General features: G+C 62.6%; 35 protein-coding genes. 17 read left to right on the top strand and 18 right to left on the bottom strand.

What is annotated here, in order from left to right:
- Window positions 1–172: 172 nt before the first annotated feature.
- The 5 genes from AC0L3L_RS05320 to AC0L3L_RS05300 all read left to right on the top strand — a co-directional run bounded on the left by AC0L3L_RS05320 (window position 173) and on the right by AC0L3L_RS05300 (window position 6,224).
- Window positions 173–2,062, top strand: a complete 1,890-nt coding sequence (locus tag AC0L3L_RS05320; protein WP_473636812.1) for a potassium/proton antiporter — start codon at window positions 173–175, stop codon at window positions 2,060–2,062.
- A gap of 109 nt (window positions 2,063–2,171) precedes the next feature.
- The gene (locus AC0L3L_RS05315; protein ID WP_473636811.1) at window positions 2,172–3,368 is read left to right on the top strand and encodes a phosphoglycerate kinase; all 1,197 of its coding nucleotides are present in this window, start codon (window positions 2,172–2,174) and stop codon (window positions 3,366–3,368) included.
- A gap of 129 nt (window positions 3,369–3,497) precedes the next feature.
- The gene (locus AC0L3L_RS05310) at window positions 3,498–4,523 is read left to right on the top strand and encodes a class I fructose-bisphosphate aldolase (RefSeq protein ID WP_473636810.1); all 1,026 of its coding nucleotides are present in this window, start codon (window positions 3,498–3,500) and stop codon (window positions 4,521–4,523) included.
- Window positions 4,524–4,652: 129 nt separating this feature from the next.
- A complete protein-coding gene (locus tag AC0L3L_RS05305) occupies window positions 4,653–5,393 on the top strand; it encodes a DUF899 domain-containing protein (RefSeq protein ID WP_473636809.1) in 741 nt (246 codons plus the stop codon).
- Between the two features lie 99 nt (window positions 5,394–5,492).
- Window positions 5,493–6,224, top strand: coding sequence for an SGNH/GDSL hydrolase family protein (locus tag AC0L3L_RS05300; protein ID WP_123150201.1), 732 nt, complete (start codon window positions 5,493–5,495; stop codon window positions 6,222–6,224).
- 116 nt (window positions 6,225–6,340) lie between these two features.
- Here AC0L3L_RS05300 and AC0L3L_RS05295 read toward each other — a convergent pair whose 3' ends face one another.
- Both AC0L3L_RS05295 and AC0L3L_RS05290 read right to left on the bottom strand, forming a co-directional pair.
- The gene (locus AC0L3L_RS05295; RefSeq protein ID WP_165848714.1) at window positions 6,341–6,523 is read right to left on the bottom strand and encodes a hypothetical protein; all 183 of its coding nucleotides are present in this window, start codon (window positions 6,521–6,523) and stop codon (window positions 6,341–6,343) included.
- A 45-nt stretch (window positions 6,524–6,568) separates the two neighbouring features.
- A complete protein-coding gene (locus AC0L3L_RS05290; RefSeq protein WP_473636808.1) occupies window positions 6,569–7,522 on the bottom strand; it encodes a ring-cleaving dioxygenase in 954 nt (317 codons plus the stop codon).
- 266 nt (window positions 7,523–7,788) lie between these two features.
- On the opposite strand from AC0L3L_RS05290, the gene AC0L3L_RS05285 reads away from it, so the two are divergent.
- From AC0L3L_RS05285 to AC0L3L_RS05265, 5 genes are all read left to right on the top strand, one after another.
- Window positions 7,789–7,956, top strand: a complete 168-nt coding sequence (locus AC0L3L_RS05285) for a hypothetical protein (RefSeq protein WP_095495301.1) — start codon at window positions 7,789–7,791, stop codon at window positions 7,954–7,956.
- An 84-nt stretch (window positions 7,957–8,040) separates the two neighbouring features.
- Window positions 8,041–8,643 carry a DJ-1/PfpI family protein gene (locus tag AC0L3L_RS05280; protein ID WP_473486950.1) on the top strand — a complete coding sequence of 201 codons (603 nt, stop codon included), beginning with the start codon at window positions 8,041–8,043 and terminating at the stop codon, window positions 8,641–8,643.
- Between the two features lie 53 nt (window positions 8,644–8,696).
- Window positions 8,697–9,062: a VOC family protein gene (locus AC0L3L_RS05275; protein ID WP_123150198.1), complete on the top strand. Its 366-nt coding sequence runs from the start codon at window positions 8,697–8,699 to the stop codon at window positions 9,060–9,062.
- Between the two features lie 7 nt (window positions 9,063–9,069).
- Window positions 9,070–9,480, top strand: coding sequence for a hypothetical protein (locus AC0L3L_RS05270; RefSeq protein ID WP_473636807.1), 411 nt, complete (start codon window positions 9,070–9,072; stop codon window positions 9,478–9,480).
- Between the two features lie 18 nt (window positions 9,481–9,498).
- Window positions 9,499–10,218 carry a helix-turn-helix transcriptional regulator gene (locus tag AC0L3L_RS05265; protein ID WP_095487267.1) on the top strand — a complete coding sequence of 240 codons (720 nt, stop codon included), beginning with the start codon at window positions 9,499–9,501 and terminating at the stop codon, window positions 10,216–10,218.
- A gap of 159 nt (window positions 10,219–10,377) precedes the next feature.
- Here the strand turns inward: AC0L3L_RS05265 and AC0L3L_RS05260 are convergent, their stop codons facing one another.
- Window positions 10,378–11,073, bottom strand: a complete 696-nt coding sequence (locus AC0L3L_RS05260; protein WP_473636806.1) for a DUF1013 domain-containing protein — start codon at window positions 11,071–11,073, stop codon at window positions 10,378–10,380.
- A 439-nt stretch (window positions 11,074–11,512) separates the two neighbouring features.
- Here AC0L3L_RS05260 and AC0L3L_RS05255 point away from each other — a divergent pair, with 439 nt between their 5' ends.
- Entirely contained in the window at window positions 11,513–12,061 is a 549-nt protein-coding gene (locus AC0L3L_RS05255; protein WP_473636805.1) for a LysE family transporter, read from the top strand.
- A gap of 189 nt (window positions 12,062–12,250) precedes the next feature.
- Here AC0L3L_RS05255 and AC0L3L_RS05250 read toward each other — a convergent pair whose 3' ends face one another.
- Window positions 12,251–12,391, bottom strand: coding sequence for a DUF1127 domain-containing protein (locus AC0L3L_RS05250; protein WP_065011316.1), 141 nt, complete (start codon window positions 12,389–12,391; stop codon window positions 12,251–12,253).
- 132 nt (window positions 12,392–12,523) lie between these two features.
- Window positions 12,524–13,537 carry an NAD(P)H-quinone oxidoreductase gene (locus tag AC0L3L_RS05245; RefSeq protein WP_473525625.1) on the bottom strand — a complete coding sequence of 338 codons (1,014 nt, stop codon included), beginning with the start codon at window positions 13,535–13,537 and terminating at the stop codon, window positions 12,524–12,526.
- A 187-nt stretch (window positions 13,538–13,724) separates the two neighbouring features.
- On the opposite strand from AC0L3L_RS05245, the gene AC0L3L_RS05240 reads away from it, so the two are divergent.
- From AC0L3L_RS05240 to AC0L3L_RS05230, 3 genes are all read left to right on the top strand, one after another.
- Window positions 13,725–13,919, top strand: a complete 195-nt coding sequence (locus tag AC0L3L_RS05240) for a DUF1192 domain-containing protein (RefSeq protein ID WP_202365646.1) — start codon at window positions 13,725–13,727, stop codon at window positions 13,917–13,919.
- Between the two features lie 87 nt (window positions 13,920–14,006).
- The gene (locus AC0L3L_RS05235) at window positions 14,007–15,254 is read left to right on the top strand and encodes an MFS transporter (protein WP_473636973.1); all 1,248 of its coding nucleotides are present in this window, start codon (window positions 14,007–14,009) and stop codon (window positions 15,252–15,254) included.
- Window positions 15,255–15,285: 31 nt separating this feature from the next.
- Window positions 15,286–15,573 (top strand): ArsR/SmtB family transcription factor, encoded by a 288-nt coding sequence (locus tag AC0L3L_RS05230; RefSeq protein ID WP_029348743.1) that lies wholly within the window; start codon window positions 15,286–15,288, stop codon window positions 15,571–15,573.
- 360 nt (window positions 15,574–15,933) lie between these two features.
- Here the strand turns inward: AC0L3L_RS05230 and AC0L3L_RS05225 are convergent, their stop codons facing one another.
- The 7 genes from AC0L3L_RS05225 to AC0L3L_RS05195 all read right to left on the bottom strand — a co-directional run bounded on the left by AC0L3L_RS05225 (window position 15,934) and on the right by AC0L3L_RS05195 (window position 19,237).
- Complete coding sequence (locus tag AC0L3L_RS05225) at window positions 15,934–16,092, bottom strand: nuclear transport factor 2 family protein (protein WP_473636804.1); 159 nt, start codon at window positions 16,090–16,092, stop codon at window positions 15,934–15,936.
- A 75-nt stretch (window positions 16,093–16,167) separates the two neighbouring features.
- A complete protein-coding gene (locus AC0L3L_RS05220; RefSeq protein ID WP_473636803.1) occupies window positions 16,168–16,776 on the bottom strand; it encodes a glutathione S-transferase family protein in 609 nt (202 codons plus the stop codon).
- Window positions 16,777–16,820: 44 nt separating this feature from the next.
- Entirely contained in the window at window positions 16,821–17,063 is a 243-nt protein-coding gene (locus tag AC0L3L_RS05215) for an SRPBCC domain-containing protein (RefSeq protein WP_473636802.1), read from the bottom strand.
- On the bottom strand, window positions 17,060–17,275 hold the full coding sequence (locus AC0L3L_RS05210) for an SRPBCC domain-containing protein (RefSeq protein ID WP_473636801.1): 216 nt from the start codon (window positions 17,273–17,275) through the stop codon (window positions 17,060–17,062). The genes AC0L3L_RS05215 and AC0L3L_RS05210 overlap by 4 nt, the downstream gene beginning before the upstream one ends.
- Before the next feature lie 10 nt (window positions 17,276–17,285).
- Window positions 17,286–17,630 carry an ArsR/SmtB family transcription factor gene (locus tag AC0L3L_RS05205; RefSeq protein ID WP_473636800.1) on the bottom strand — a complete coding sequence of 115 codons (345 nt, stop codon included), beginning with the start codon at window positions 17,628–17,630 and terminating at the stop codon, window positions 17,286–17,288.
- A 5-nt stretch (window positions 17,631–17,635) separates the two neighbouring features.
- Window positions 17,636–18,292 carry a glutathione S-transferase family protein gene (locus tag AC0L3L_RS05200; RefSeq protein ID WP_473636799.1) on the bottom strand — a complete coding sequence of 219 codons (657 nt, stop codon included), beginning with the start codon at window positions 18,290–18,292 and terminating at the stop codon, window positions 17,636–17,638.
- A 63-nt stretch (window positions 18,293–18,355) separates the two neighbouring features.
- Window positions 18,356–19,237: an alpha/beta fold hydrolase gene (locus tag AC0L3L_RS05195; protein ID WP_473636798.1), complete on the bottom strand. Its 882-nt coding sequence runs from the start codon at window positions 19,235–19,237 to the stop codon at window positions 18,356–18,358.
- A gap of 97 nt (window positions 19,238–19,334) precedes the next feature.
- Between AC0L3L_RS05195 and AC0L3L_RS05190 the strand changes: the two genes are divergently transcribed.
- Complete coding sequence (locus tag AC0L3L_RS05190) at window positions 19,335–19,862, top strand: winged helix-turn-helix transcriptional regulator (RefSeq protein WP_473636797.1); 528 nt, start codon at window positions 19,335–19,337, stop codon at window positions 19,860–19,862.
- 80 nt (window positions 19,863–19,942) lie between these two features.
- Window positions 19,943–20,173 carry a hypothetical protein gene (locus tag AC0L3L_RS05185; RefSeq protein WP_095495316.1) on the top strand — a complete coding sequence of 77 codons (231 nt, stop codon included), beginning with the start codon at window positions 19,943–19,945 and terminating at the stop codon, window positions 20,171–20,173.
- Window positions 20,174–20,306: 133 nt separating this feature from the next.
- Here AC0L3L_RS05185 and AC0L3L_RS05180 read toward each other — a convergent pair whose 3' ends face one another.
- The 3 genes from AC0L3L_RS05180 to AC0L3L_RS05170 form a co-directional block, all read right to left on the bottom strand.
- Window positions 20,307–20,708, bottom strand: coding sequence for a hypothetical protein (locus tag AC0L3L_RS05180; protein WP_095495317.1), 402 nt, complete (start codon window positions 20,706–20,708; stop codon window positions 20,307–20,309).
- 244 nt (window positions 20,709–20,952) lie between these two features.
- Entirely contained in the window at window positions 20,953–21,135 is a 183-nt protein-coding gene (gene rpmF / locus AC0L3L_RS05175) for a 50S ribosomal protein L32 (RefSeq protein WP_029348751.1), read from the bottom strand.
- A gap of 138 nt (window positions 21,136–21,273) precedes the next feature.
- Window positions 21,274–22,044 carry a biosynthetic peptidoglycan transglycosylase gene (locus AC0L3L_RS05170; protein ID WP_473636796.1) on the bottom strand — a complete coding sequence of 257 codons (771 nt, stop codon included), beginning with the start codon at window positions 22,042–22,044 and terminating at the stop codon, window positions 21,274–21,276.
- Between the two features lie 79 nt (window positions 22,045–22,123).
- Between AC0L3L_RS05170 and AC0L3L_RS05165 the strand changes: the two genes are divergently transcribed.
- On the top strand, window positions 22,124–23,041 hold the full coding sequence (locus AC0L3L_RS05165; protein WP_473486967.1) for a polyprenyl synthetase family protein: 918 nt from the start codon (window positions 22,124–22,126) through the stop codon (window positions 23,039–23,041).
- 27 nt (window positions 23,042–23,068) lie between these two features.
- Here the strand turns inward: AC0L3L_RS05165 and AC0L3L_RS05160 are convergent, their stop codons facing one another.
- From AC0L3L_RS05160 to AC0L3L_RS05150, 3 genes are all read right to left on the bottom strand, one after another.
- Window positions 23,069–23,977 (bottom strand): LysR family transcriptional regulator, encoded by a 909-nt coding sequence (locus AC0L3L_RS05160; RefSeq protein ID WP_473525634.1) that lies wholly within the window; start codon window positions 23,975–23,977, stop codon window positions 23,069–23,071.
- Window positions 23,978–24,250: 273 nt separating this feature from the next.
- Complete coding sequence (locus AC0L3L_RS05155; RefSeq protein WP_473636795.1) at window positions 24,251–24,637, bottom strand: hypothetical protein; 387 nt, start codon at window positions 24,635–24,637, stop codon at window positions 24,251–24,253.
- 6 nt (window positions 24,638–24,643) lie between these two features.
- Window positions 24,644–24,790 carry a hypothetical protein gene (locus AC0L3L_RS05150; RefSeq protein ID WP_473636794.1) on the bottom strand — a complete coding sequence of 49 codons (147 nt, stop codon included), beginning with the start codon at window positions 24,788–24,790 and terminating at the stop codon, window positions 24,644–24,646.
- Between the last annotated feature and the right edge of the window lie 69 nt (window positions 24,791–24,859).

Here is a 24,859-nt window from a genome sequence, read left to right as displayed (position 1 = left end):
TGCGCAAACGGCGCTCTGACGGTTTGATTGGCAAGACCGCGCCTTGAGCGCCAAAACACTCAAAAATCAGCGGCATAGGGCAAAAAACCACCCTCCCGCCTTGCACCGGTCATGTCTTCGCCTCACTCTGCCGTAAAGCGAGAGGAACACGAATTCGAGGGGCAATTGGCGGATGGAGCATGCGATCTATCTCGTGACGCTGGTCGGCGCCGCACTGGTCGTTGCCGCCGCGTTTTCGAGCCTGATCGCCTTCCGCTTCGGCGCCCCTCTCTTGCTGCTGTTTCTCTGCATTGGCCTAGCCACGGGAACCGACGGCCTCGGCATCCAGTTCGACAATGCGCGGCTGGCTTATTTTGCCGGCTCGCTGGCCCTGGCGGTCATCCTGTTCGATTCCGGTTTCGGCACGCCGCTCAACGCTTTGCGGCAGGCGGCCGGACCGGCACTGTCGCTGGCGACTATCGGCGTCCTTTTGACCACTGGCCTGTTCGGCGTCGTCGCCCACTATCTGCTCGATCTCAGCTGGCTGGAATCCTTCCTGCTCGGGGCCGCTGTCGCGTCGACCGACGCGGCAGCCGTGTTCTTCCTGTTGCGCGCCGGCGAGATCAATTTGCGCGAACGCACGCGTTCCACGCTCGAGGTGGAATCCGGCACCAATGATCCGATCGCCATCTTCCTGACCATCAGCCTGGTCGAGATCATCGCCGCCAACGCCAATCCCGAGGCCAGGGTGCTGGTTACCGACCTCGTACTCGGCTTCCTTCTCAACATGGGGCTTGGCGCCATTGTCGGCATTTTCGGCGGCCTCGCCATCGTGCGGCTTGTCGACCGGCTCAATCTCGACCACGGGCTGCTGCCGATCTTCGTGCTGACGCTGTCGCTGATGGTGTTCGCCGCTGCCGGCGCCATTGGCGGCTCCGGGTTTCTGGCGGTCTATCTTGCCGGCCTCATTGCCGGCAATTCCGACATCCGCGCCGTCACCATCCTCAAGCGCTTCCAGGACGGCATGTCGTGGCTGGCACAGATCATCATGTTCCTGATCCTTGGCCTGTTCGCGACGCCCTCGCAATTTCCGGCGATCCTGCTGCCGGCGGTGCTGCTGGGCCTGTTCCTGATATTCGTGGCACGGCCGATCGCCGTCTGGCTTTGCCTGACGCCGTTCCGTCTGCCGCGCCCGGAAGTCGCCTTCGTCTCATGGGTGGGCCTGCGTGGCGCCGTGTCGATCCTGCTCGCCATCACGCCGCTGCTTGGCGGCCTTGAGAACGGCCGCCTCATCTTCAACACCGCCTTCATCGTCGTGCTGGTGTCGCTGGTCATCCAGGGATGGACTGTCGGACCGCTGGCGCGCCGCCTCGGCCTGATCGTGCCGGCCCGCCTGGGTCCGTTGGACAAGGTCGAACTCGAATTGCCGGGCTCCGCCCATCACGAACTGCTCGCCTACCGCGTAGCACCTGGCAGCCCGGTGGCGCGCGGTGAGCGCATTCCGCGCTGGGCGCGGCCGTCGCTGGTGCTGCGTGATGGACGCTCGATGCGCTTCCAGGACATGGGCAGGCTCGCCGCCGGCGACCATGTCTACATCTTCGTGCCGGATCGCTATCCAGCCCTGCTCGACAAGCTGTTCGCCAGCCGCGCCGTGGTCGATCCCGAGGATGCGGACTTCTTCGGCGCCTTCGCCGTCGATCCGGCGCGCTCCGCCGCGGAACTGGAAGCCGCTTACGCGCCGGGCCTGACCGAGGAGGAACGCAAGCTGACCGTCGGCGACCTTGTGACGGAGCGGCTCGGCGGCCATGCCGAATATGCCGACCGCGTGCTGATTGGTCCGATCGAGCTGATCGTCCGCGACGTCGACGACAAGGGCAAGATTACTGGTCTCGGTCTTTCCCTCGAGCCGACCGCGCCGGTGGCACGGGTGCCGGTGTTCCTGAGTGCCGGCGAAATCGCCGACCGCATCGTTGCCTTTGTGCGCAATTGGCGCAAGCGGATCAAAAAGCGGAATGCCGAGGCGCCGGCGGACGCGGAACCCGCTCCACAGCCGGTGGTGGAAAAGGCAACCGACGGGGGCTGACGGCTTCCGACACAAGCCGTGGTCATATTTTCCGCGTAGCACCATTGCAGGTCTTGCATCGTCGTTGATGCGGGTTAAGGTCCCGGCGTTTTTTGCGAAAGGGAACAGCATGGCCGGCTTTAAGACACTGGACGACATTGGCAATATCGATGGCAGGCGGGTGCTGGTGCGCGTCGACCTCAACGTTCCTGTCGCCGACGGCAAGGTCACCGACGCCACCCGCATCGAGCGCATCGCGCCGACCATCGCCGAGCTTTCCGGCAAGGGCGCCAAGGTCATCCTGCTTGCCCATTTCGGCCGGCCCAAGGATGGACCGTCGCCCGAATTCTCGCTTGAGCCGATCGCCAAGGCGACCGCGGAGGTGCTCGGCCGCCCTGTCGGCTTCGCGGCCGATTGCATCGGCGACGCAGCGGCGAGCGCCGTCGCCGCCATGAACAACGGCGACGTGCTGCTGCTCGAGAACACCCGCTTCTACAAGGGCGAGGAGAAGAACGACCCGGACTTCACCGAAAAGCTCGCCGCCAATGGCGACTTCTTCGTCAACGATGCCTTTTCCGCTGCCCACCGCGCCCATTCGTCGACGGAAGGGCTTGCGCACCTGCTGCCGGCTTTCGCCGGCCGTACCATGCAGGCCGAACTCGACGCCCTGGAAAAGGGCCTCGGCAATCCCGCGCGCCCTGTCGTCGCCATCGTTGGCGGCGCCAAAGTCTCGAGCAAGATCGACCTGCTGATGAATCTGGTGAAGAAGGTCGACGCGCTGGTCATCGGCGGCGGGATGGCCAACACCTTCCTGGCCGCGCGGGGGACCGATGTCGGAAAGTCGCTGTGCGAGCACGACCTCGCCAACACCGCCAAGCAGATCATGATCGAGGCGGCCGAAGCCGGCTGCGCCGTCATCCTGCCGATCGACGGTGTCGTCGCCAGGGAATTCAAGGCGGGCGCCGCCAGCGAAACCGTCGCCATATCAGAGGTGCCGGCCGACGCCATGATCCTCGATGTCGGCGAAAAGACGGTGAAGACCGTTGCCGACTGGATCGACCGCGCTGCGACGCTAGTCTGGAATGGTCCGCTCGGCGCCTTCGAGATCGAGCCGTTCGACCGGGCGACGGTGGCGGCAGCCAAGCACGCCGCGGCCCGCACCAAGGCCGGCAAATTGATCTCGGTCGCCGGCGGCGGCGACACGGTGGCAGCACTCAACCATGCCGGCGTGGCCGACGACTTCACCTACGTCTCGACCGCCGGCGGCGCCTTTCTGGAATGGATGGAGGGCAAGCCGCTGCCCGGTGTCGATGTGCTGAAGCGCTGAGGCGAGAGGCGAACGAGGGCGTTTGCGCGTTTCAATCGATTCGAGTTTTCCACTCGGAATGGTTCGACTTGAACCTGCCTTGCACTAGTGGTCTGCTAGTTTGGAACAACTGTTTCAGGAGGATGCACAATGAGCGAACGTCTCGAGGACATTGCCGCCGCGATGGTGGCCGACGGCAAGGGTCTTTTGGCCGCCGACGAAAGCTCCGGCACCATCAAGAAGCGCTTCGACGTGATCGGCGTCGAATCGACCGCCGACAGCCGCCGCGACTATCGCGAGATGATGTTCCGCGCCAAGGAGGCGATGACCAGATACATTTCCGGCGTCATCCTCTATGACGAGACCATCCGCCAGAAGGCCACGGACGGCACGCCGCTCGTCGACATCATCAAGGCGACTGGTGCCATCCCAGGCATCAAGGTCGATGCCGGCGCCAAGCCTCTGGCTGGGTACCCCGGCGATACGATCACCGAAGGCCTCGACGGCTTGCGCGAGCGGCTCGCCGACTATTACAAGCTAGGCGCCCGTTTCGCCAAATGGCGTGCGGTGATCGACATCGACGTCGCCAAAGGCGTGCCTTCCGCCACGTCGATCGGCTCGAACGCCCATGCGCTCGCCCGCTATGCGGCGCTTTGCCAGGAGGCCGGCATCGTGCCGATCGTCGAGCCGGAGGTGCTGATGGACGGCGCCCATGACATCGGCACCTGCTACGAGATCAGCAAGGCAACGCTGACAAAACTCTACACCGAGCTCTACGCGGCCCGCGTCGTCCTCGAAGGCACTATCCTGAAGCCGAACATGGTTCTCGCCGGCAAGAAGTCGGGCAAGACCAGCAGCCCCGAGGAAGTCGCCGAAAAGACCATAAAACTGTTCCGCGAAACGGTGCCAGCCGCGATTGGGGGCATCGCCTTTCTCTCCGGCGGGCAATCGGACGAGGAGGCGACCGCCAACCTCAATGCCATCAACGCCATCGGCCCGCATCCATGGAAGCTGACTTTCTCCTACGGCCGAGCCTTGCAGGCGGCGCCACAGAAGGCGTGGAGCGGCAAGGCGGCCAACGTCGTCGCTGCCCAGGCCGCCTTCGCCCACCGCGCCCACATGAACCATCTGGCCGCGCTTGGAAAATGGCAGCCGGAACTGGAACAGGCCGCCTGACCGGATTTTTTCTACCTCAGCCGAACCCGGGCCATCTGCCCGGGTTCCATATGCTCTCAAAAAAACGCGGCGGCCGTGTCGGCTCGCGTTGAGCCCAAACGTCCTTAGGGCTCAAAGAGGAGCGGGCTGATGCCAAACAACAAGATCGTTTCACGGGAAGACTGGTTCCAGGCACACAAGGCGCATCTGGCGCGCGAGAAGGAATTGACGCGATTTCGCGACCGCATCGCTGCCGAACGGCGGGAATTACCTTGGTTTAAGATCCGGAAGGACTATGTCTTCGAGACCGAACAAGGGCCGAAGAAACTGGCCGAACTATTCGCCGGCGCAAGCCAGCTGATCGTCTACCACTTCATGTTCGGGCCGGGCGCCGACTACCGTTGCGAAGGGTGTTCCTTCCTCGCCGACCACATCGACGGCGCCAATCAGCACCTCAAGCACCACGATGTGTCGCTGGTCGTGATCTCGCGGGCGCCGTTGGCCGAGTTCCTGCCCTACAAACAGCGCATGGGCTGGAAATTCGACTGGGTGTCGTCCTACGCCTCGGACTTCAACTTCGACATGCAGGTTTCCTTCACCGACGAGCAAATCGCATCCGGCGACACGATCTACAATTTCGAGCAGCGGGCGCTGAAATCGAAGGACCTTCCCGGCACCAGCGTGTTCTACAGGGATGAGAACGGCGACATCTTCCTGACCTTCATGTCGCGCTCCAGGGGCGGCGATCCGCTGATCGGCGCTTATCACTACCTCGACCTGACGCCGAAGGGCCGCAACGAGACCGGTCCCTATCACAGCCTGATGGACTGGGTGCGGCTGCACGACGAATATGCAGACAGGTCCGAAATGCAGGACGCCTGTTGTCATTGACGACCGGCAGCCGACGCAAGGTCTTTCGCCTTTGGCCCGATATGCGCTAAGTGCTGCTCGCTATGCCCTTAAACGGACTTGCCCCATTAACGGTTTGCGATGCAGCGCTTTCTAGCCCTCCTCACCTGGCTCGCCTTTCCGGTCTATGTCTGGCAGGGGCTCGGCGTGCGCCGCCGCACCACCCGCATGCTGCCGGCGCAAGGTCCGGTCATGCACGAGATATCAGGCCAGGCGCCGGCGGTCTCGCTTCTGATGCTTGGCGATTCTTCCGCCGCTTCGGTCGGCATCGGCAATTCCGAGTACGGGCTGGCCGCGCAACTGGCCGAGCTGATCTCGAAACGCACTGGCCGTGCGGTGCGCTGGCGGGCAGCCGGCTTCAACTCGGCGACCTCAGGCCAGATCCGCGACCATGTGCTGCCCAATCTGTCGGCCGATCCTTGGACGCATATCGTGCTCGCCATCGGCACCAACGACACCAAGAACTTTCACTCGGTGCCACGCTTCAAGAGCGATTTTGGCGGCCTGCTCTACGCGCTGCGCGCCAAATGGCCGGAGGCGCGCGTGGTGTGGTCGCCGGTGCTGGAATTCACCCGGGCACCGGCAATGCCGCCGCTGCTCGGAAAAATCCTGGAGATCCGCGCCGCCGAGATGAACCGGATGGGCGAGCGCCTCTGCCTCGAACGCGGCGCGGTGCCGGCGCCGCGCCTGCCGATCACTGATGCCGAAGCCGGTTTTGCCTCCGACGGATTTCATGCCTCGGAAGCCGGCTACCGAGCCTGGGCGGAACATCTCGTCGACTTGGTGCTGGCCAAGGAACCACGCCTCGCATAGCGGGCCGCCAGCCCTAATGCATGTCGCGCAAAAGTGTGCAGCGGTTTTGCGAAAACGACATGCATAAAACAACAACCTAAAGCGCGTCGCGTGAGGTCGGTCGAACGCGACGCGCTTTAGGTCCAATGCCCCAGCGCCGCTGTTATCGAAATCGCCGCCATCGCCAATACCGCCAACTTCCAGAAATCGCTGCGCCGCTTCAGCCCCGGCCAGCCGAGCGGCTTGATCAGCTGGATGACCATCATGGCAATGATAACGAGCGCGAGGAGTTTCGACATGCCGCCTTTGACCAGCATCACGGTCGGCTGTCAAAGCGCTCCTTTCGCTCGCTCACGAAAGCGTTGCTATGCCAGCGGCTTGAGGCCGGCCTCGATCGCAGCCCGGTTCGGTTCGAGGAACGGCGGCAAGGCCAGCCTTTCGCCCAGCGTTTCCAGCGGCTCGTCGGCCGTGAACCCGGGGCCGTCGGTGGCGATTTCGAACAATATGCCGTTTGGCTCGCGGAAATAGAGCGAGCGGAAGTAGTATCGTTCGACCTCGCCGCTCGACGGTAGGCGGAATTCGGCCAGCCGTGCGGTCCATTGATGCAAGGTCTCCTGGTCCCGCGCCCTGAATGCGACGTGGTGGACCGCACCGGCGCCTTGCCGTGCCGGCGCAAAGCCCGGCTGCACCGCGACATGAAGCTCCGCCGCCGGCCCGCCTTCTCCCATTTCGAAGACATGAACCTGACCCTCGCCGTCTGGCGAGGCATGGTCCCGCGCCTTGCGCATGTTCATCACCCTGGTCAGCACCGCTTCAGTGTTGGTGATATCGGGAACGCTGATGATGATAGGACCAAGCCCGCGTATCTGGTGCTCGACTGGGACCGGGCTTTGAGACCAGGCATGGCTGTCGCCCTTGCCGCCATCACTGACGAGGCGCAGGCGCTGGCCCTCGGGATCCTCAAAATCCAGCGACGGGTAACCGCCAATGTCGTCAATTTCTCCTGTCGCGACGGTCTCGCCGGACAAGTGTTCCTTCCACCAGGCAAGGCTTTCAGGGCTGGCGACCCTTAGGCTGGTCCGGACAATGCTGTTGGTGCCGCGCCGCTCGCGTCCGACCGGCCAGTCGAAGAAGGTGATGTCGGTACCGGGCGTCGCCTCCGCGTCGGCGTAGAAAAGGTGATAGGCTGACGTGTCGTCCTGATTGACCGTCTTCTTGACTAGCCGCAGCCCCAAAGTGCCAGTGTAGAAACGAAGGTTTCCCGGCGCGTTCGCGGTGATAGCGGTTAGATGGTGGGTTCCCGTCAGTTGCAGGCCCATGGTCGTCTCCCTGATCTCTGGAAAATTTTTCTCCTTCAATATCAGAACGCCGTCCCTATCGCAGAAGGATTGCGAATTCCGACAGTCCGTCGCTGCAAGCTGAACGACTTAACCCGCAGAGCGACGAAAAAGCCTGCTTCTCTCGCGCAGGCGGGATCGGAATCGACAAAACCTGGCACGCTCGCCAAAGACCTCTCAGCCTCCTGACAGACTGCTGTCAGGAGGGGTGTGCGATAGTGTCTCCATCGAAAGAGAGGAGACCAGCCATGAACGGTTTTACCATTCTGCGCAGTGTGCAGCACTATGTCGGCAAGATTCGGACGATGCGCAACGAGATCCGCACCCGGCGTTTCATGAATGGGTTGCCGCAGAGCATCCGCAAGGACATCGGTTGGCCGGATAATTACGAAGGCCGCCACGGCCGCGGCAATTGAGGTGCTTTTTTCGCGGCAACGGTTGGATGCCGACGCTGCAGCGCCCAGATAATAGGTCCGGCGCGCCGAAAGACGGAGCAGGAAATGTCCGAACAGAAGACCATCGGCGTCTTTTTCATCGATCGCTTCGCCGACTGGGAATACGGCTTGCTGGCGGCTTCGGCGGTCGAGTGGTTCGGTGCACGCGCGGTGTCGCTGACCCCGAACGGCAAGCCGGTGACCTCGGCATGCGGATTTGTGCTGACGCCCGACCGCTCCGCGGAGGTTGATGAAAACACCGATCTCGACGCCGTCGCGGTCATCGGCTCCGATCAGTGGGTCGATGCACCGCCTGATATCTCCGGACTGCTGACGGCAATTGCGGCGCGCCGTGGCGTGGTCGGCGGCATCTGCGCAGGCACGCTGGCACTGGCGCGCGCCGGCCTGTTCGAGAAGGCCAAACACACCAGCAATGGTCGTGACTGGATCAATGAAAAGGAACCGGGTTACCCCGGCGCCCAGAACTATCAGGACGTGCCCTATGCCGTCGCCGACGGTCGCATCGTGTCCGCGCCGGGTTCGGCGCCCGGCACTTTCGCTCTTGCCTATTTGAAGACGCTCTACCCCCAGAGAAGCGGCGACTTGGCGCAGATGCGCGCGCTGTTCGCCAAGGAGTATGCCGAAGGGGAATATGCTGAAGCCTCCTGACAGTATGGTGTCAGGAGCGGCGTGCAATAGTGCGACAGAATCAGGAGACAGACATGGCCTTCATCCCTGCAAAAGCGTCGGCATGGTTCGAGATTCCCGTCACCGACATGGATCGGGCGCGCGCCTTTTATGGGTCGGTGCTTCAGAACGATCTCATCCTGGAGGAGAGCGGCCCGAACCCGCTGGCCATGTTCGCAGCGCAGGACCGAATGGCATCCGGGCACGTCTACCCCGGAAAACCCGCAGCACCGGGAACCGGCCCGACCATCCATCTGTCGGTTGCCGCACCAATCGAGGACGCCATGGAACGGGTGAGGCAGAACGGCGGTCAGGTCGTCTCGCCGGCGATCTCCATTCCGGCCGGCACATTCGCCTATTGCCTCGACCCGGACGGCAACAGCTTTGGGCTCTTCGTCTAGGTGGCGCATGGTAAAGAGCTGGAGCGACAGGCTGAATACGCCGGGCACCAACGGCATAAAGCCGTCGCCGCGCACTGTTGGCGACGTCATCGAGGGCCGGCCGATGCTGGTGCCGGCGGCACGGCAGGTCGATGATTTCATCCGCTCCATCCCAAAGGGCGTGGACATGGACGTCCGCGCATTGCGCACCGCGCTCGCCACCGAGCACGGTGCCGAAGTGACATGTCCAGTCACTATCGGCTATCATCTGCGCACTGTCGCCGAGGCCGCCAACGAGGATCTGGAGCGCGGCATGACGCTGAGCGAGATCGCGCCGTTCTGGCGGGTGCTGGATGCAAAGACGCCGACAACAGGGAAATTGTCCTTCGGTGCGGCATTTGTCGCCGCGCAGCGCAAGCGCGAAGGGCTGGAATCATAAACACCGAGGGACCATACGATGCGCCGCGCCGACAGGCTCTTCCAGATCGTGCAGCATCTGCGCGGTGGCCGTTTGGTCACCGCCCAGAAGCTGGGCACGTGGCTCGAGGTTTCCGAGCGAACCATCTATCGCGACATCGCCGACCTGCAGTCGACTGGTGTGCCGATCGACGGCGAGGCCGGCGTCGGCTACATGATGAGGGAGGGGTTCGACCTTCCGCCGCTGATGTTCACGCGTGACGAGATCGTGGCGCTGGTCGCCGGCGCCCGCATGGTGCGCGCGTTTGGCGGCGCTGCGATGGCGCGGGCCGCCGACGAGGCGCTGGTCAAGATCGGCGCCGTGCTGCCCGATGCCGAAAAGGACCGCATCGCCCGCACGGAGATCCACACGCCGATGTGGGTGGTGAGCGACGCCGCCCGCGAAGCAATCGACCTGATCGAGCGCGCGGTGGAAAAACGCCAGGTGCTGACCATCGACTACTCCGACGAAGCAGGTCGCAGCACTGCGCGCGACATCAGGCCGTTGGGCCTGTGGTTCTGGGGCAAGGTGTGGACGCTGGTCGCCTGGTGCGAGATGCGCGACGATTTTCGCGCTTTCCGCATCGACCGCATCGCTTCGGTGGTCATCGCCGGCCGCGTCTTCAAGCCGGAGCGCGGCAAGCAGCTTGCCGATTTCTACCGTGCGGTGGAGCGCAGCGAGGACTACGGCATGGCGCCGGACCGGGCCGCACGAACTTGACGCTCTTACCTTCTCCCCTTGTGGGAGAAGGTGGATTGGCGCGCAGCGCCAAGACGGTTGAGGGGTGGTAGCTTGAGCGCTGTTGGTGCCAAGCTGGAACACCCTCATCCGCCCCTTCGGGGCACCTTCTCCCACAAGGGGAGAAGACAGGCGCCTCATCTATTTCTCGTCGTCCGCGTCCTCGTCCTTCGACTTCAACGCCGAAAGCTTGGCGAAGACGGCGTTGGCGTCGAGCTCCGCATCCTCGTCCTTCGGCTTCTCAGGCGCCGGCACCAGCCGCTCGGTCAATGCCGCCGGCAGCAGGGTGTCGCCAGCTGGTTGTGCCTGTTCGCGGCCACGCGAGGCGCGATTGACTTCCATGTCGAGGTCGATCTGCGAGGCGAGACCCAGCGTCACCGGATCCATCGGCTGCAGATTGGCCGAGTTCCAGTGCTTTCTGTCGCGGATCTGATCGATCGTCGACTTGGTTGTGCCGACGAGGCGCGCGATCTGCGCGTCCTTCAGCTCGGGATGGTTGCGCACCAGCCAGAGGATGGCGTTGGGCCGGTCCTGGCGCTTCGACAGCGGAGTGTAGCGCGGACCCTTGCGCTTGGATTCCGGCACCCGCACTTTGGGGTCCGAAAGCTTCAGCCGATGGTTCGGGTCCTTCTCGGCGCGTGCGATCTCGTCGCGGGTCAGCTGGCCGGTCATGATCGGGTCCATGCCCTTAATGCCTTGCGCCGACTCGCCATCGGCGATCGCCTTGACCTCGAGCGGATGCAGCCCGCAGAACTGCGCGATCTGCTCGAAGGACAGCGCGGTGTTGTCGACCAGCCAGACGGCGGTCGCCTTGGGCATCAGCAGCGTATTGGCCATTATGAGATATCCTTCTCGTTCGCCCGCGTTCCCGCACGGGCGGTGGTTTTAGAGCCACCAAAATGGGAAATTCGCTGCGTATATAACGACTCCGTTGCCGTTTCGCAACGGTTTTGGAAGCTACCGACACTGTTTTGGAAGCTACTCGCGAGATTGGCTGGAGAGATCTAAACCTTTCAAATCAGCCCTTTTGGCTTCAGCACCACGCTTTCGGTGAGCCGCTCAGCGGGCGCGGCCGATAATCCGGCAAAAAGAGGTCCTCATGTCGGCATTTGCCGACTGTTAGAAGGGACATGTTTCATACACATTTCGCCCTCGGTGGCAGCGGCTGCCTTCAGGAGAGCAGGCCGCCGCCGATGTGGGCTGATCGATGTTGGAAACCGGGCACGCTGTCGCGGCGGGGTTGTTTCCGTTCGCCATTTCCTATGCGCTGTTGGCAATGCTGCCGGGCGCCAATTTTGCTGTCGTCGCGCAGACCGGGCTAACCGCTTCGCGTGCCACAGCGCTTTCGGCAGCCGCTGGTATCGCCCTTGGCGCGAGTTCGTTGGCGGCGATCGTCGCGACGGGAGCCGGCGCGCTGCCGCCGGGGGGCATCGCACACCAGATGGCCGCCAGCCTATACGGCGCAGTGCTGGTCTTCATCGGCTGGAATTCGATGCGGCGGGCGCTGTCTATCAAGACCGGCATCAACGAGCCGAAGCCGGTTCCAATCGCTCGATACTTCCGGCTGGGCTTTGTCACGGCAGTGGCAAATCCTGCCACCGCGCTGTTTTTCGCATTCTCCACGCTGAATTTAAATGCTCGTGGGGCAACTCACCTGTCCGCGGTCGCACTGGTGTTTGCTATTGCGATCGCCTGGTTTGGTCTTCTCGGCCTTTCCATTTCCCAACCGGCCACACGACGATTTTACAGTCATTTCCGAAAGCATGCGGACATCGTGCTGGGAGGAGCCCTGGTGGCGCTCGGTTTTGCCGCACTTTGCTATTGAGACACACGCAACCGCCGCTGCTTGACGGACCTCAAAACGACAAAACCCGCCGGACAGGGTCCAGCGGGCTCGGAACCGGCGACGGGAAACCCGTCTGCTGCGGCTCTGGCTTCTAAAGCAGGATCTCGGACCGAAGCACCACTTCGCGAAAAAGCGGCTTGATGCTTTCGGGCGAGATCACGCTCGAGATCAAAGCGCCTTGCGGGCGATCCTCTCGATGTCACCACGGTTGATGCCGAGGTCGTTGAGCTGACGGGCGTTCAGGCGGTTCAGTTCGCGCACGGTTTCATTGTACATGCGCCAATTACGGAAAGCACGGATCGGGTTCATGGTAGTCCTCCATCGTTTCGATGCCGCTCAAATAGGCATCGTTGATGAAAAGTTGAACAGACGCTTTTGCATGGCCGCAATGCGTTTGTTGCATTGCACAATTATGGTTTTGTTCAGCTTGTTTACCGACCGTCAGCCGACATCGAGCACGATTTTGCCGATATGGTCGCCGTCCTCCATTCGCTCATGCGCCCGCCACGCTTCCTTGAGCGGGAAGATCATGTCCATGACGGGTGCTACCTTGCGGGTGCCAAGCAGCGGCCACACCTGCGCCTCCAGTGCTGCGGCGACTGCCGCCTTGAATTCGACGGTGCGCGGCCGCAGCATCGAGCCGGTGTGGGTGAGCCGCTTGGCCATCATCTTCGAGAAATCGGCGCTTGCCACCGCCCCGCTCTGCGTGGCGATCTGGACGATGCGGCCTTCCACAGCCGCGGCCTCGTAGTTTCGCGCCACATAGTCGCCGCCGACCATGTCGAGGATGACGTTGGCGCCCTTGCCGCCGGTCGCGTCCTTGACCGCCGCGACGAATTCCTCCTCGCGGTAGTTGATCGCCCGGTCGGCGCCAAGCTTCAGGCAGGCGTCGCACTTCTCCTGGCTGCCGGCGGTGGTGATGACATAGGCGCCGAAGGCCGAGGCGAGCTGGATCGCCGTGGTGCCGATCCCGGACGAGCCGCCATGGACGAGCAGCGTCTCGCCGCTCTTCAGGCCGCCGCGCTCGAAGACATTATGCCAGACGGTGAAGTAGTTTTCCGGTACCGCCGCCGCTTCTGTGTGGGTAAAGCCGGCGGGCAGCGGCAGCACGCTGCCGGCATGGACCTTGACGTATTCGGCATAGCCACCGCCGGGCGTCAGCGCGCAGACCCGGTCGCCGACACGCCAGCGCGATATCTCGTCGCCAAGGGCTGCAACTTCGCCGGACGCTTCGAGACCCGGCAGATCCGACGCACCGGGCGGCGGTGGATAGACGCCCTTGCGCTGCTGCACATCCGGCCGGTTGACACCGGCAGCGCGCACCCGGATCAGGATTTCGCCGGGACCGGGCACGGGCACGTCGCGCGTTTCCGGTTTCAGCACTCGCGGTCCGCCGGGTTCCGAGATCGCAATGGCCGTCATCTTCGCCGGAATCTTGTTCTGTCCACTCGCCATGAATTTTCCCGTCTCGCTTCGCCAGTTTCTTGCCAGCTGCCGGTTTTCTTGCCGACTATTTGCATCCATGCCCCTGCCCTATGTATGCTGATTGCCAAATCAGGCAAATGGCCACTGCAGCGTCGGGCGTTCGATTGGACGCGCAATGGTAGCAGTTTATTTTTTTGCGCATGAGCGAGGAGCGACTATGGCGATCTTCGACGACGAACCCAAAAAGAAAGCCCGCCCGCATGAGATCGGGCAGGATCTGTCGCTGCTTTCCGTCGACGAACTGTCCGAGCGGATCGGCATCTTGCGCGACGAGATCGCCCGGCTCGAAGCCGAGCTCAAGACCAAGAGCACCACCAAATCAGCGGCCGAGGCGCTGTTCCGCCGCGAATAGTTTCCAGAGCCGAATCGCCCGCCGCCGAAAAGCTCGAATGCGGCTGTCTTCAGATCCTCCCGAGATTCCAGCCGGATCAGCTAAATGATGTTTGCAAGCTACCGACCGATCCTCTCGCTGCTTCGCGGCACCGCTTTCCTGCTGGCGGCGACCGGGCTGCACGGGCTGCTGTTGCCGCTGCGCGGCCAGTTGGAAGGTTTCTCGACCGCGTCGCTCGGCCTGATGGGCACGGCCTGGGCCGGCGGCTTCGTCACCGGCTGCTTCTTTGCGCCGCGCCTCGTGCGCCGCGCCGGTCACGTACGCGCTTTCGGCGCCTTTGCGGCATCGGGAGCCATAGTCGCGCTGCTCACCGGCCTGATCATCGACGAATATGTCTGGATCCTGCTGCGCGCCTTCACCGGCTTCACCATGGCCGGCGCCTTCATGGTCATCGAAAGCTGGCTGAACGAGAAGTCCACCAATGAGAACCGCGGCACCGTCTTCGGCCTTTACATGATGGTCACCTATGCCTCGATCATGGGCGGCCAGATGATCGTTGCCGGCGGCGACGTGAAGTCGGCCTCGCTGTTCATGATCACCGGTATCCTGTTCTGCCTGTCGCTCATTCCGACCGCAGTGTCGACGGCTTCGCACCCCAAGCCGCTGCAGGACGTCTCGCTCGACGTCAAGGGGCTCTATGTCAATTCGCCGGTGTCGGCGATCGCCTGCGTTCTGATCGGCATCGCTAACGGCGCCTGGGGCACGCTTGGTGCCGTCTATGGCGCCCGTATCGGCATTTCCACGGCCGAGATCGCGCTGATGATGAGCCTGGTAGTCGTCGCCGGCGCCGCCATGCAACTTCCGGCCGGACGTCTCTCCGACAAGACCGACCGCCGCTTTGTGCTGGCGGGCCTGGCCTTCGGCGCGGCGCTGTTCGCCGTCGCGGTCTTCCTGTTCGAGCCGCGCTCCGGCGTCTTCGTCATCATCTGCACCGCCGCCTACGGCGCTTTTGCTTATACGCTGTATTCGATCGCCGTTGCCCATGCCAACGACCACGCCCGGGCGGAGGATTTCGTCAAGGTGTCGGGCGGCCTGCTGCTGCTCTATGGTTTCGGCACGATGGTCGGGCCGCTGCTGGCCGCCGGCCTGATGGGCTGGATGCGGCCGGAAGGCCTGTTCCTTGCGACGGCCTTCGCGCATCTTTGCCTGGCGGGCTATACGCTGCTGCGCATCAGCCGGCGCGCGCCGGTGCCGATCGAAAACCGCGACGCCTTCAAGACGCAACCGGCCGAGCGCTCGATCACGCCGGAAGCATTGCGGCTCGATCCGCGCAGAAAGCCTGAAACCAACGGTTGAGATTTAGAAAACTTTGCCCCACAAATAAGGCATGATGTTTTCTGACGCCTTCATGGCGATTGCCGATCCCAACCGGCGCCATCTTTTGGAAGAGCTCCGGCGCGGCCCGAAGACCGTCAACGAACTGGCCGCCGGGTTGCCAGTCTCGCGCCCGGCTGTTTCGCAGCATCTAAAGGTGCTGCTCGATGCCGGACTGGTCAACGCCAAGCCGGAAGGGACAAGGCGCGTCTATACGGTCAGCAATGCCGGCTTCCTGAAGCTCAACATCTGGCTCGACCAGTTCTGGGATGCAGAGCAGCTTGGCTCGCCCGGAAACTGAGATGCGCCGTCGCGTCTTTGCCAGTAGCGCACCAGGCGCGTCGAGCAGCTCGCCCGGGCCATGCTTTGCTTGCGGGTGCCGAGATCATCGTGGCTGTCGAGAAAGGCACACTGCTCCATCATACCTCCTCGGCAGGCCGATGAGCTAGGTCAATGGTTGTTGCGGGACGAAAACGCCGTCCTTGTAAGTAGCGCCGAAATAGACCTCAGCGCTGTGCAGCCTACCGTCCTGGAACGAATGCAATTCGGTGTTGCGGAAGACCTTGCCGTCGAGCGTTTCGCAGCGATAGAGAACGAAAGCACCGTTGCCGTCCTCGCAAATCCTCTCGACGGCGATCGACTTGAACAGCGTGCTGTTCGGTCAGCAGCGCGCGAAGTAGGTCGTGCGGTCGATGGCGTCGTCGTAGGGGCTGGTGAAGGTGAAATCGTCTGTCAGCACCGCCTCGATGACGCTGCGGTCGTTGGCTTGGTAGGCGGCGAAGTAACTGCGGATCAGATCCGATCTGCTTTTGACAGGCATGGCGAAAGCTCCTTAGGATTCAGGTGCTTGGCGTTGAGCCGCATATCGTCCCATTGAAACAGGTCGGGCATCGGCCTAAGCGTTCCAGCTTGGACGTTTCTGAACACGGTCGAGCCAATGATGGACATTGACGAGCGAGTCCGGGATGTCGGCTCCGAAGAAGGCGCCAAGCCACGCTGCGACGGCGGCGGTGATGTCGGCGACGGAGTACTGGTCGCCGGCGATGAACCGGCGGCCATCGGCGATCTCGCGGTCAAGCCACGCCCACTTTGCCGGAACGGCTTCGCGCTGCGTTTCGGCGAAAGCCGGGAACTGCACGAGCCGCTCCGCAAACATGGGATCGGAATGCTGGGCAATGCTGCCAATCGTTCCGAAGATCTCGATCTCGGCGCGGCGGTTCCACATCTCAACCTGGCCTTGGCTGACCGCGTCTGAGCCGAACAGTGCCGGCGTTGGATGAAGCGCCTCCAGATAGCGGCAGATGGCGATGCTTTCGGTGATCACCGTCCCGTCATCGAGCACGAGCACGGGAATCTGGCCTAGTGAGTTGAGCTCAAGGAATTGCGGCGCCTTGTGCTCGCCTTTTGTCAGGTCGACTTCAACCCGCGGAACGTCGATGCCTTTCTCAGCCATGAAGATGCGAACGCGGTAGGAATTCGGGCCAATGCCGCAATAGAGTTTCATACTGTCCTCCCGATTCTGCTGGTCTTTGGCTCAGGCTGCGGCGCTCACGCGCATTCCACCCGCAGGTTGTCGAGCATCTGGCTCCAGCCAGCCTGATGGTTTTCGGGCTGATCATGGCCGTCAAGAAAGGCGCCTTGCTCGGTCATCACCAGCCGGCAGCCTGTGCCTTCTGGACTGAATTCAACCGCCAGCAGGCCGACAAAAAATCGCTGGCCGCTGCTGGTCATGCCACCAGCCGAGACGATACACTGGTCGCGCACGATGTCGAGGTAGCGCGTCTCGTTCACATAACTCTCGCCACCCTTGGGTCCGAAACGGCTGAGCGCAATGCCGTCCACCTGGAACTCGAAGCAGTCAATGCTGCTTTCCCACCCCTCGCCGGGCGAGCCCAGCGCTGCAATGCGGCGGGATCGGACCAGGCGGCGAACACCCGCGCCGGCGAAGCGTCGTAGCTGCGTTCGAGCATTATGGTCGAATGGACGACGGAGCGTTCACTCATGTTGGCCTCCTCAGTTTCCTTCAGTTTCGTCCTTGGTTTCCGCGAGAAAGGCGCCGAGTCGATCGAGCCGCTGTTCCCAGGCCAGGCGCCGTTCGTTGATCCAGTGTTCGGCGGTCCTCAGCGCCTTCGGCTCGATCTGGCAGGTGCGCACCCGGCCGAGCTTTTCGGTGCAGACGAGACCGCTCGCCTCGAGCACGTTCAGGTGCTGGACGACCGCCGACAGCGACATCGCCAGCGGCTCGGCCAACTGGCTTACCGAGGCGGGGCCGCACGACAGCCGCTCCACCATGTGCCGCCGCGCCGGGTCGGCGAGTGCCTGGAACATCAGGTCGAGTTGGGCGGTATCCTGCAGCATCGGGCTTAGCCGTTGTTGTAGGGGAAGAGCTTGAAATAGGGCTGCGCTTCCTCGATCACGCGGGCGACAGACGGGCGTTGCAGCAACCGGTCGTGATAGCGTCTCACCGCCGGATATTTGTCGCCGAACGGCTCGACCTTGTTGGCGTAGAACAATGCCGGGGCGGCGGCGAAATCGGCCATCGTGAAGGCCTCGCCCATCGCCCATGTCCTCGACTGCATGTCCTGTTCGATGATGGCGTAGGCGCTGCGCAGCTGGGCGCGCGCCTCCTCGACGCCGAACGGATCAGTCTTGCCTTCCGGCCGCAGGCGGTCGCCGACGATCTTCTGCATCGGGTGCTGCACGTAAAAGTCATAGAAGCGGTCGGCGAGGCGGGTCTGGCGGGCGAGATCGATATCGGCAGGGATCAGCTCGACCGGTCCGGGATAATACGCGTTGAGATATTCGATGACGATCGTCGATTCCGGCACCGTCCGGTCCAGCGCTTCATCGCGCAGCACCGGCATCTTGCCCGCCGGCGACAATTTCAGGAACGCCGCGCGCGACTGTTCATTGCCGAGATCGACGACGACCGACGTGAACGGCGTGCCGTTCTCATAGAGCGCGATCAGCGGCTTCCAGCAGAAGGAGGCCAGCGGATGGAGATGCATCGTCAAGGACATCGTTTTGCTCGTTCCCTTGGTGGTTCGCCGCTGCATGGTTTACAGAGCTCAACACTGAAGCGACTACTTAACTATTGCCGATGGTGTGTCAAGGTCCGGCTCCGCGCTTATCTGGCCTTGGCTATGGGCGACGATGGCATCAACGATCGTGGTCCAATCGTCGGGATGGAGTTCGTGGCCGCCGCCTTCGATACGGACAAGCCTCGCGCCGGCAACCGCTTCGGCGAGAGCGGCGCCATGCTCGACCGGAAAGATCGGATCGTCGGTGCCGTGGATAACGAGGAGCGGCGCCGTCATTTGACCCAGCCGCCCCTTCCAGTCCTCCCCGCCCTTGAGCATGAAATGATTGGTCGCGCTTAGAAAACCGCCGGACCGGTCGTAGTCCCGTTCGACGAAGGCCCTCGTTCGCTTCTCGTCGAAGGGATGCGCGGTGCCTGCGATCGCGTGCGCGTCCTTGACGATGAAGTCGATCACCTGGGCTCGGTCAGACCAGTCGACCTTCGCGCCTTCGGCCGAATGCTTCATATAAGCCTCGGTCGTGCCAGGCAGATGCGACGTGTCGATTCCTACAGGAGAAGTGCTGATCGCCGTGAGCGAGACGACCCGCGACGGATATTTCAGCGCCACAAGCTGCGCGATCATGCCGCCCATCGACATGCCGACCACATGCGCTTTCGCGACGCCATGGCCGTCGAGAACGCGGATGGCGTCGTCCGCCATGTCGTCGAATGTGTACGGCGGCTCGCCCGGCGCATATTTGATCGAACGGCCGGTATCTCGATTGTCATAGCGGATCACGAACAGACCCTTGCCGGCCAGTGTCCGGCAGAACGCCTCCGGCCACCAGAGCATAGAAGCCATGGCGCCCATGATCAGCAGCACCGATGGGTGCGCGGGGTCGCCAAATGTCTGGGACGCGATTTCGGGTTCCGCAGCCTTCATCATGATCGCAGTCTCCTCCTTATAAACTGATTGCATTTTGCAATCAGTTGCACGATAATAAAACTGATATGATAATGCAACCGGTTTCTTGGAGAATCGCATGAGCATCGATCGCCGGTCTGGGTGCCCGATCAACCTGTCGCTTGAAGTGTTTGGCGACCGGTGGAGCCTGATCATTCTTCGCGACATGATTTTCGGCGGCAAACGCCACTTTCGCGACCTGCTCAACGGATCGCTGGAACGCATCGCTTCCAACATTCTCGCCGATCGGCTGAAGCGGCTGATGGATCTCGGCATGCTGACCAGGGCCGACGATCCCACCCACAAGCAGAAGGCGATCTACAGCCTGACCGAAATGGCGATAACGCTGGTGCCGATCCTGGCGCATCTCGGCGCCTGGGGTCGCGTCTGGCTGCCGGTCAGCGAGGAACTCTCGATCCGCGCCGAGCTTCTGGAAAAGGGCGGCCCGCCGATGTGGGAAAAGTTCATGGACGAACTGCGCCATGAACATCTGGGCACGCCTTCCAACACGCCGCCGGATGCCACCGTGCGTGCTAGTTTGCAGGCTGGATACGAGGCGGTTGTCGCCCGAAATGCGCCGGGCGCCGGGTGCGATCCTGACGCCTGACAAACTTATTTTCCCCATCGCAGACCGGCTCTGCTATTAAAGGGATTGAAAGCTATAATTTGCGGGATTGGAAAAAGCCCTTGGTTGAGAACTCTAAGGATACTGCCCGCGCGCGGGCCGATTTGCGTTTCAAGAAGCAGGAAGAGGCAGCCACGGTTCGTCAGAAGGCGATGGCGGAATATGTCGCCGAGAGCGACGCCCGCCAGATAAAGACCAACAAACTGAGGGCGCTGCGCCTCGCCAAGGAAGCGGAAGACCTCGCCAATGCGCCTGCTGCTCCGGCAAAGAAGCCGCGCGCCAAGAAAAAATAGAGCTGGTTCCTTGCGCATGACGCTGGAAGCCGGAATCGGTTTCCGGAAAAGATCATGCGCTGATCCAAAGCAGCCGCCACCGCGGGCATCAAGACGGCTGGCTTCACCGCCGATCCAGGCTAAGGCCGGGCCTCTAGTTCACGTTTATGTCACGAGTGGCCGCCCGCATCGACACCGAGAAACCGGCCAGGACGTCGACCAGTGCGATGACCATCAGCGTGAAGAAGACCGAGTGCGCCGCACCCTTCACCAGCAGGAACTCGACCAGGAACGCCACGAAGACGAAGGTCGACAACAGGTGGTCCATGACCGACGCGTTTGACGTGCGCGTCGATTTCACGATTTCGATGAAGAAGAGGATCAGCCCGATCAGCACGATCAGATCGCCGAGCGTCATCGAGAACACCCCGCCCGACATCATGCGGATCGAGAACATTTCGCTTGCCCAGGGATCGTCGCCGCCACCGAATATTCCCAGAAGCCCGAGATTATAGAGGACGAAGGGCACGATCAGCAGCGGGATGGCACCGAACATCAGGCGGCTCCGGTTGGACAGCCTTCTCTAGTATGCGCTCGGCGTTCGCCGTCAAGAAATTTCGCACATGACCGCGAACACGGACAAAGACCGTGCGAAATAACAGTGCCAGCCGGCCCGGCCGCCATCCGGCATGGCCGCTGGGCTGTTCGAAGATGATCCGGTGGGCGATCATCTGCGCACAATGCAAAAAGACCGGCGCAATGGCCGGTCCTTCGATAGTCACAAACCGTCGAAAGCTGTTTCAGCTTTCCTTCGGTTCCAGAACCTGGCGACCGCGATACATGCCGGTCTTCATGTCGATATGATGCGGGCGGCGCATCTCGCCGGAATTCTTGTCCTCGACATAAGTCGGGGCCTTCAAGGCGTCGGCCGAACGGCGCATGCCGCGCTTCGACGGAGAGGTTTTTCGTTTCGGTACGGCCATGGATATGCTCCACTACATGGTCAAAATGCCCCGGCTGCCCTCGTGAAAGGGCCGCGTCAGGGGCCGGAATCTGAGAAAGTCGGGTGCCTATACACGCCCTGCGCAGTTTTGGCCAGCGCCGTCGCGAAATTTTTTAAGCTATCGCAGACAGCCGACATAGGCGCCGGACCGACCCGCGCGCCGCTCGATCAGCGCGGCCAGCCGTCTCAGTCCCGGTCCGGGTTTCGCCGGGTTGCGTGCGATCGGGTTCGGCAAGGTGACGGCAAGCAGTGCCGCCTGGCGACGCGACAATCGTTTTGCCGAAACTCCGAAATGGTGCTGGGCGGCGGCCTCGATGCCATAGATGCCCGGCCCCCATTCGGCGATATTGAGATAGATTTCCATGATGCGCCGTTTCGACATCACCATGTCGACATAGACGGCCAGCGGCAGCTCGACGACTTTCCGGACCGAGCCCAGCGGCCGCGACCACAGATAAAGGTTCTTCACCGTCTGCATGGTAATGGTGGATGCGCCGCGCGTCATCTCCCCGGCCAAGGCATCGTCGACGACGCCCCTCAACTCGCCAAGGTCGATGCCGTGATGGAAACAGAACTGCCCGTCCTCCGACATGATGACCGAATTCGCAAGCGCCGGCGCCACATCGTCGATCGAGACCCAGCGCCGGTCATAGCCGGAAAACGCCGCCAGATCCTTCAGCATCAGTGTCGATACCGGATGCACGAACGGCGGCAGATAGAGAAAGGTCAACACCACCGGCATCAGCGCCAGCACGACGGCGACGGTGATACCGCGCCGGACCCAGTGCCGGGGCCAACGTTTGAGACCGATGCGGTTGCCGCGTTTCGGCCTCACCATGTCCAGCCCTTCGGTTTCGTGATCGACGATCGGTTCCGCCAAGCCGCTCAATCCATGCTGCTCCCTGCCCCGGCATAATGGCGCTTGGCTTCTTGCGCAACGTCTGAGTGTCGGCTACCCCGTCCCCGGCATGACGAAAGACGATCAAATACCGTTCGAGGCAGCGCTTGTCGCACGCACAGGGCCGATCGAGGCGCTGCTCAGGCAGCTGCTCGGCGACCGCCCGCTTTCAGGCGAGATCGCGCGGCCGCAGCGTCTGATGGAGGCGATGCGCCACGGCGTGCTGAACGGCGGCAAGCGCCTGCGCCCTTTCCTGGTCATGGAAAGCGCCGCGCTGTTTTCCGCCGACGGCGAGGCGGCGCTGCGCGTGGCGGCCGCGCTCGAATGCGTGCATTGCTATTCGCTGATCCATGACGATCTGCCGGCCATGGACGACGACGATTTGCGCCGCGGCCAGCCGACCGTGCACAAGGCCTTCGACGAGGCGACCGCCATCCTCGCCGGCGACGCCTTGCTGGCGCTCGCCTTCGACATCATTGCCGACGAAGCGACGATGCTGCCGGCCGAGCGACGGGCGGCGCTGGTGCTGGCGCTGGCCCGCGCCGCCGGAGCCGGCGGCATGGTCGGCGGCCAGATGCTCGATCTTGAAGCCGAGCGTATCAGGCCGGACGAAGCCGGCATCATCCGGCTTCAGGCGATGAAGACCGGTGCGTTGATCCGCTTCGCCTGCGAGGCGGGCGCAATCCTTGCCGGCGCGCCAGCGGCCGACCGTGAAAGACTGGCGGAATTCGGCTCGGCGATCGGGCTTGCTTTTCAACTTGCCGACGACCTGCTCGATCTGACGGCGGATGCGCACCAGATGGGCAAGGCGACCGGCAAGGATGCCGCCGCCGGCAAGGCGACGCTGGTGGCACTGCACGGCGCGAACTGGGCGCGGGACCAACTTCAAGGCCTCGTCGACCAGGCCCACGCCTTGCTTCATCCCTATGGCGAAGACGCCGTGGTTCTGAAGCAGGCAGCGAAATTCGTGGCGGCCCGCAACAGCTGACGCTGTTCCAACTGTACTCCCGACGTCTTACGGCGCGCCATGTAGCCAAGGGGGGTTGGTGAACTGTTCGGCCAGAAAATCCACGAACACGCGCACACGCGGCGACAGAATTCGACCAGGCGGATAAACAGCGCAGATTGGCGGTCCGTCATGATGATTGTATCCGGTGAGCAATGCGGTCAGCCTGCCTGCCCTGATGTCCGGCCCGACCAATATCTCCGACATGCGGATGATGCCGACGCCGGCGAGCGCCAGCCGGCGCAGGGCTTCGGTGCTGTTGGCCTCTATCGGGCTGCGGATACGCATGCTTTGCGGACCGTCCGGGCCGTCGAATTCCCAGATGTTGAGGCCGCCGCGTGATGTGATGCCGAGACATGTATGATGTTGAAGGTCGCCTGGCGTCATCGGTGTGCCGTGTTTTTCGAGATACCGAGCTGACGCGCAAATGACACGGTGATTGGGCGCCAGCCGCCGCATCACCAGCCTGGAATCGCTCTGGGCGGCAACACGCACGGCGACATCCGTCTCCTCAGCCAACAGGTCAATGATCGCATCTGTAAACATCAGCTCGAGCTCAATGGCCGGGTAGCGATCGATGAAAGCCGGCAACAACGGCACGATCAAACGATGGCCGAAGGCGCTCGGAAGACTGACGCGCAGCCGGCCGCGCGGTTCTGCGCCGGGTTGAATCGCGATTTCAGCCTCTTTGATGTCGCTCAGGATACGGCGGGCGCTGTCGGCATAGGTGCTGCCTTCCGCCGTCAAGCTGATGCGCCGCGTCGAGCGCTGCAGCAAGCGCACGCCAAGGCGGGATTCCAGGCGACCTACGATTTTGCTGACGGCCGAGGGGGTCATCCGCAGCCGGCGCGCCGCCGCCGAGAAGTCGCCTTCCTCGACAACCGACAGGAACACACCCATCGTTTCTTGCCGGTCCATGTCATCTATTCCATTTCGTCACAGGTAAACGGAATTTATCACCGATTATCGGCGCACGCACTAAATAATATGATTTCCTCCTCAGCATCCAAAAATACTGGCGAGGAGGTGCGATGCGTTCAGAACAGCCAAACCTGCGCGATGCTCACGAACTGCATCGGTGGGCACGTCGCCAGCGCAGCGCCGCAATTGGCCGGTTATGCCTTCAGATTGTCCGCGTGCTGATTCGGTCAAGGCAAAAGATGAGGAACCGCTCAAAGAGCAACGTCCGGGCTAGCGCAGCCGGCCGATCGGAATGATTTCGGGCGATGTCGGAGCGTATGGCTCGCCACGCCAACTGCCGAGCCATTCTTCGACGACCAGCCCGGTCTGGTCCAGCATCTGCGCAAGGCTTTCCTTTGTCGGGACGGCGATTTTCGATTCGGCGCTGAGCACCCGTCCGCTGTCGGGAATTTCGTAATGGGTGGAGTAAGTGACGACACCGCTAGCGGGATCGTGGCGGAAATCGTTCCACGCTCTTACCGTGCCCAATCCGGGATGACTCAGTTCCCGTTGCGACCGTTCCGGCGTCCACTCGAGCCATTCCTCCGTGGCTGGTTTTCGCGTGTCGAAGATGAAGCGCCCATCGGGAGCCAGATGAGCAGCGATCGTGCGAAGCACCGCCTGTCAATCTTCTGGCGTGAGGAACACCTGGAAGGCGCGCCCGGTCAAAAGCACCAGATCGAAGCGTCGTCCGAGCCGGACGTTTCGCGCATCGGCCTCGACCCAGTCGACCCTCTGCCCGCCGGCTCTGCGGCGGGCGATATCGAGCATCGCCGGCGCCGGTCACCCTGCGCCGGTCGGCGAGCGCGGCGGCCAATTGTCCGGTGCCGCAGCCGAAGT

This window comes from Mesorhizobium sp. WSM4849 (genome assembly GCF_055811385.1).
The sequence above is the reverse complement of the archived record's forward strand: the minus strand, read 5'-3'. Positions and strand labels throughout refer to the sequence as shown.

What these genes read in the sequence shown, in the direction of transcription:
- AC0L3L_RS05320 (WP_473636812.1), top strand. Translation starts at nt 173, where the DNA reads ATGGAGCATGCGATCTATCTCGTGACGCTGGTCGGCGCCGCACTGGTC.
- AC0L3L_RS05315 (WP_473636811.1), top strand. Translation starts at nt 2,172, where the DNA reads ATGGCCGGCTTTAAGACACTGGACGACATTGGCAATATCGATGGCAGG.
- AC0L3L_RS05310 (WP_473636810.1), top strand. Translation starts at nt 3,498, where the DNA reads ATGAGCGAACGTCTCGAGGACATTGCCGCCGCGATGGTGGCCGACGGC.
- AC0L3L_RS05305 (WP_473636809.1), top strand. Translation starts at nt 4,653, where the DNA reads ATGCCAAACAACAAGATCGTTTCACGGGAAGACTGGTTCCAGGCACAC.
- AC0L3L_RS05300 (WP_123150201.1), top strand. Translation starts at nt 5,493, where the DNA reads ATGCAGCGCTTTCTAGCCCTCCTCACCTGGCTCGCCTTTCCGGTCTAT.
- AC0L3L_RS05290 (WP_473636808.1), bottom strand. Translation starts at nt 7,522, where the DNA reads ATGGGCCTGCAACTGACGGGAACCCACCATCTAACCGCTATCACCGCG.
- AC0L3L_RS05285 (WP_095495301.1), top strand. Translation starts at nt 7,789, where the DNA reads ATGAACGGTTTTACCATTCTGCGCAGTGTGCAGCACTATGTCGGCAAG.
- AC0L3L_RS05280 (WP_473486950.1), top strand. Translation starts at nt 8,041, where the DNA reads ATGTCCGAACAGAAGACCATCGGCGTCTTTTTCATCGATCGCTTCGCC.
- AC0L3L_RS05275 (WP_123150198.1), top strand. Translation starts at nt 8,697, where the DNA reads ATGGCCTTCATCCCTGCAAAAGCGTCGGCATGGTTCGAGATTCCCGTC.
- AC0L3L_RS05270 (WP_473636807.1), top strand. Translation starts at nt 9,070, where the DNA reads ATGGTAAAGAGCTGGAGCGACAGGCTGAATACGCCGGGCACCAACGGC.
- AC0L3L_RS05265 (WP_095487267.1), top strand. Translation starts at nt 9,499, where the DNA reads ATGCGCCGCGCCGACAGGCTCTTCCAGATCGTGCAGCATCTGCGCGGT.
- AC0L3L_RS05260 (WP_473636806.1), bottom strand. Translation starts at nt 11,073, where the DNA reads ATGGCCAATACGCTGCTGATGCCCAAGGCGACCGCCGTCTGGCTGGTC.
- AC0L3L_RS05255 (WP_473636805.1), top strand. Translation starts at nt 11,513, where the DNA reads ATGCTGCCGGGCGCCAATTTTGCTGTCGTCGCGCAGACCGGGCTAACC.
- AC0L3L_RS05250 (WP_065011316.1), bottom strand. Translation starts at nt 12,391, where the DNA reads ATGAACCCGATCCGTGCTTTCCGTAATTGGCGCATGTACAATGAAACC.
- AC0L3L_RS05245 (WP_473525625.1), bottom strand. Translation starts at nt 13,537, where the DNA reads ATGGCGAGTGGACAGAACAAGATTCCGGCGAAGATGACGGCCATTGCG.
- AC0L3L_RS05240 (WP_202365646.1), top strand. Translation starts at nt 13,725, where the DNA reads ATGGCGATCTTCGACGACGAACCCAAAAAGAAAGCCCGCCCGCATGAG.
- AC0L3L_RS05235 (WP_473636973.1), top strand. Translation starts at nt 14,007, where the DNA reads ATGTTTGCAAGCTACCGACCGATCCTCTCGCTGCTTCGCGGCACCGCT.
- AC0L3L_RS05230 (WP_029348743.1), top strand. Translation starts at nt 15,286, where the DNA reads ATGATGTTTTCTGACGCCTTCATGGCGATTGCCGATCCCAACCGGCGC.
- AC0L3L_RS05225 (WP_473636804.1), bottom strand. Translation starts at nt 16,092, where the DNA reads ATGCCTGTCAAAAGCAGATCGGATCTGATCCGCAGTTACTTCGCCGCC.
- AC0L3L_RS05220 (WP_473636803.1), bottom strand. Translation starts at nt 16,776, where the DNA reads ATGAAACTCTATTGCGGCATTGGCCCGAATTCCTACCGCGTTCGCATC.
- AC0L3L_RS05210 (WP_473636801.1), bottom strand. Translation starts at nt 17,275, where the DNA reads ATGAGTGAACGCTCCGTCGTCCATTCGACCATAATGCTCGAACGCAGC.
- AC0L3L_RS05205 (WP_473636800.1), bottom strand. Translation starts at nt 17,630, where the DNA reads ATGCTGCAGGATACCGCCCAACTCGACCTGATGTTCCAGGCACTCGCC.
- AC0L3L_RS05200 (WP_473636799.1), bottom strand. Translation starts at nt 18,292, where the DNA reads ATGTCCTTGACGATGCATCTCCATCCGCTGGCCTCCTTCTGCTGGAAG.
- AC0L3L_RS05195 (WP_473636798.1), bottom strand. Translation starts at nt 19,237, where the DNA reads ATGATGAAGGCTGCGGAACCCGAAATCGCGTCCCAGACATTTGGCGAC.
- AC0L3L_RS05190 (WP_473636797.1), top strand. Translation starts at nt 19,335, where the DNA reads ATGAGCATCGATCGCCGGTCTGGGTGCCCGATCAACCTGTCGCTTGAA.
- AC0L3L_RS05180 (WP_095495317.1), bottom strand. Translation starts at nt 20,708, where the DNA reads ATGTTCGGTGCCATCCCGCTGCTGATCGTGCCCTTCGTCCTCTATAAT.
- rpmF (WP_029348751.1), bottom strand. Translation starts at nt 21,135, where the DNA reads ATGGCCGTACCGAAACGAAAAACCTCTCCGTCGAAGCGCGGCATGCGC.
- AC0L3L_RS05165 (WP_473486967.1), top strand. Translation starts at nt 22,124, where the DNA reads ATGACGAAAGACGATCAAATACCGTTCGAGGCAGCGCTTGTCGCACGC.
- AC0L3L_RS05160 (WP_473525634.1), bottom strand. Translation starts at nt 23,977, where the DNA reads ATGGACCGGCAAGAAACGATGGGTGTGTTCCTGTCGGTTGTCGAGGAA.
- AC0L3L_RS05150 (WP_473636794.1), bottom strand. Translation starts at nt 24,790, where the DNA reads ATGCTCGATATCGCCCGCCGCAGAGCCGGCGGGCAGAGGGTCGACTGG.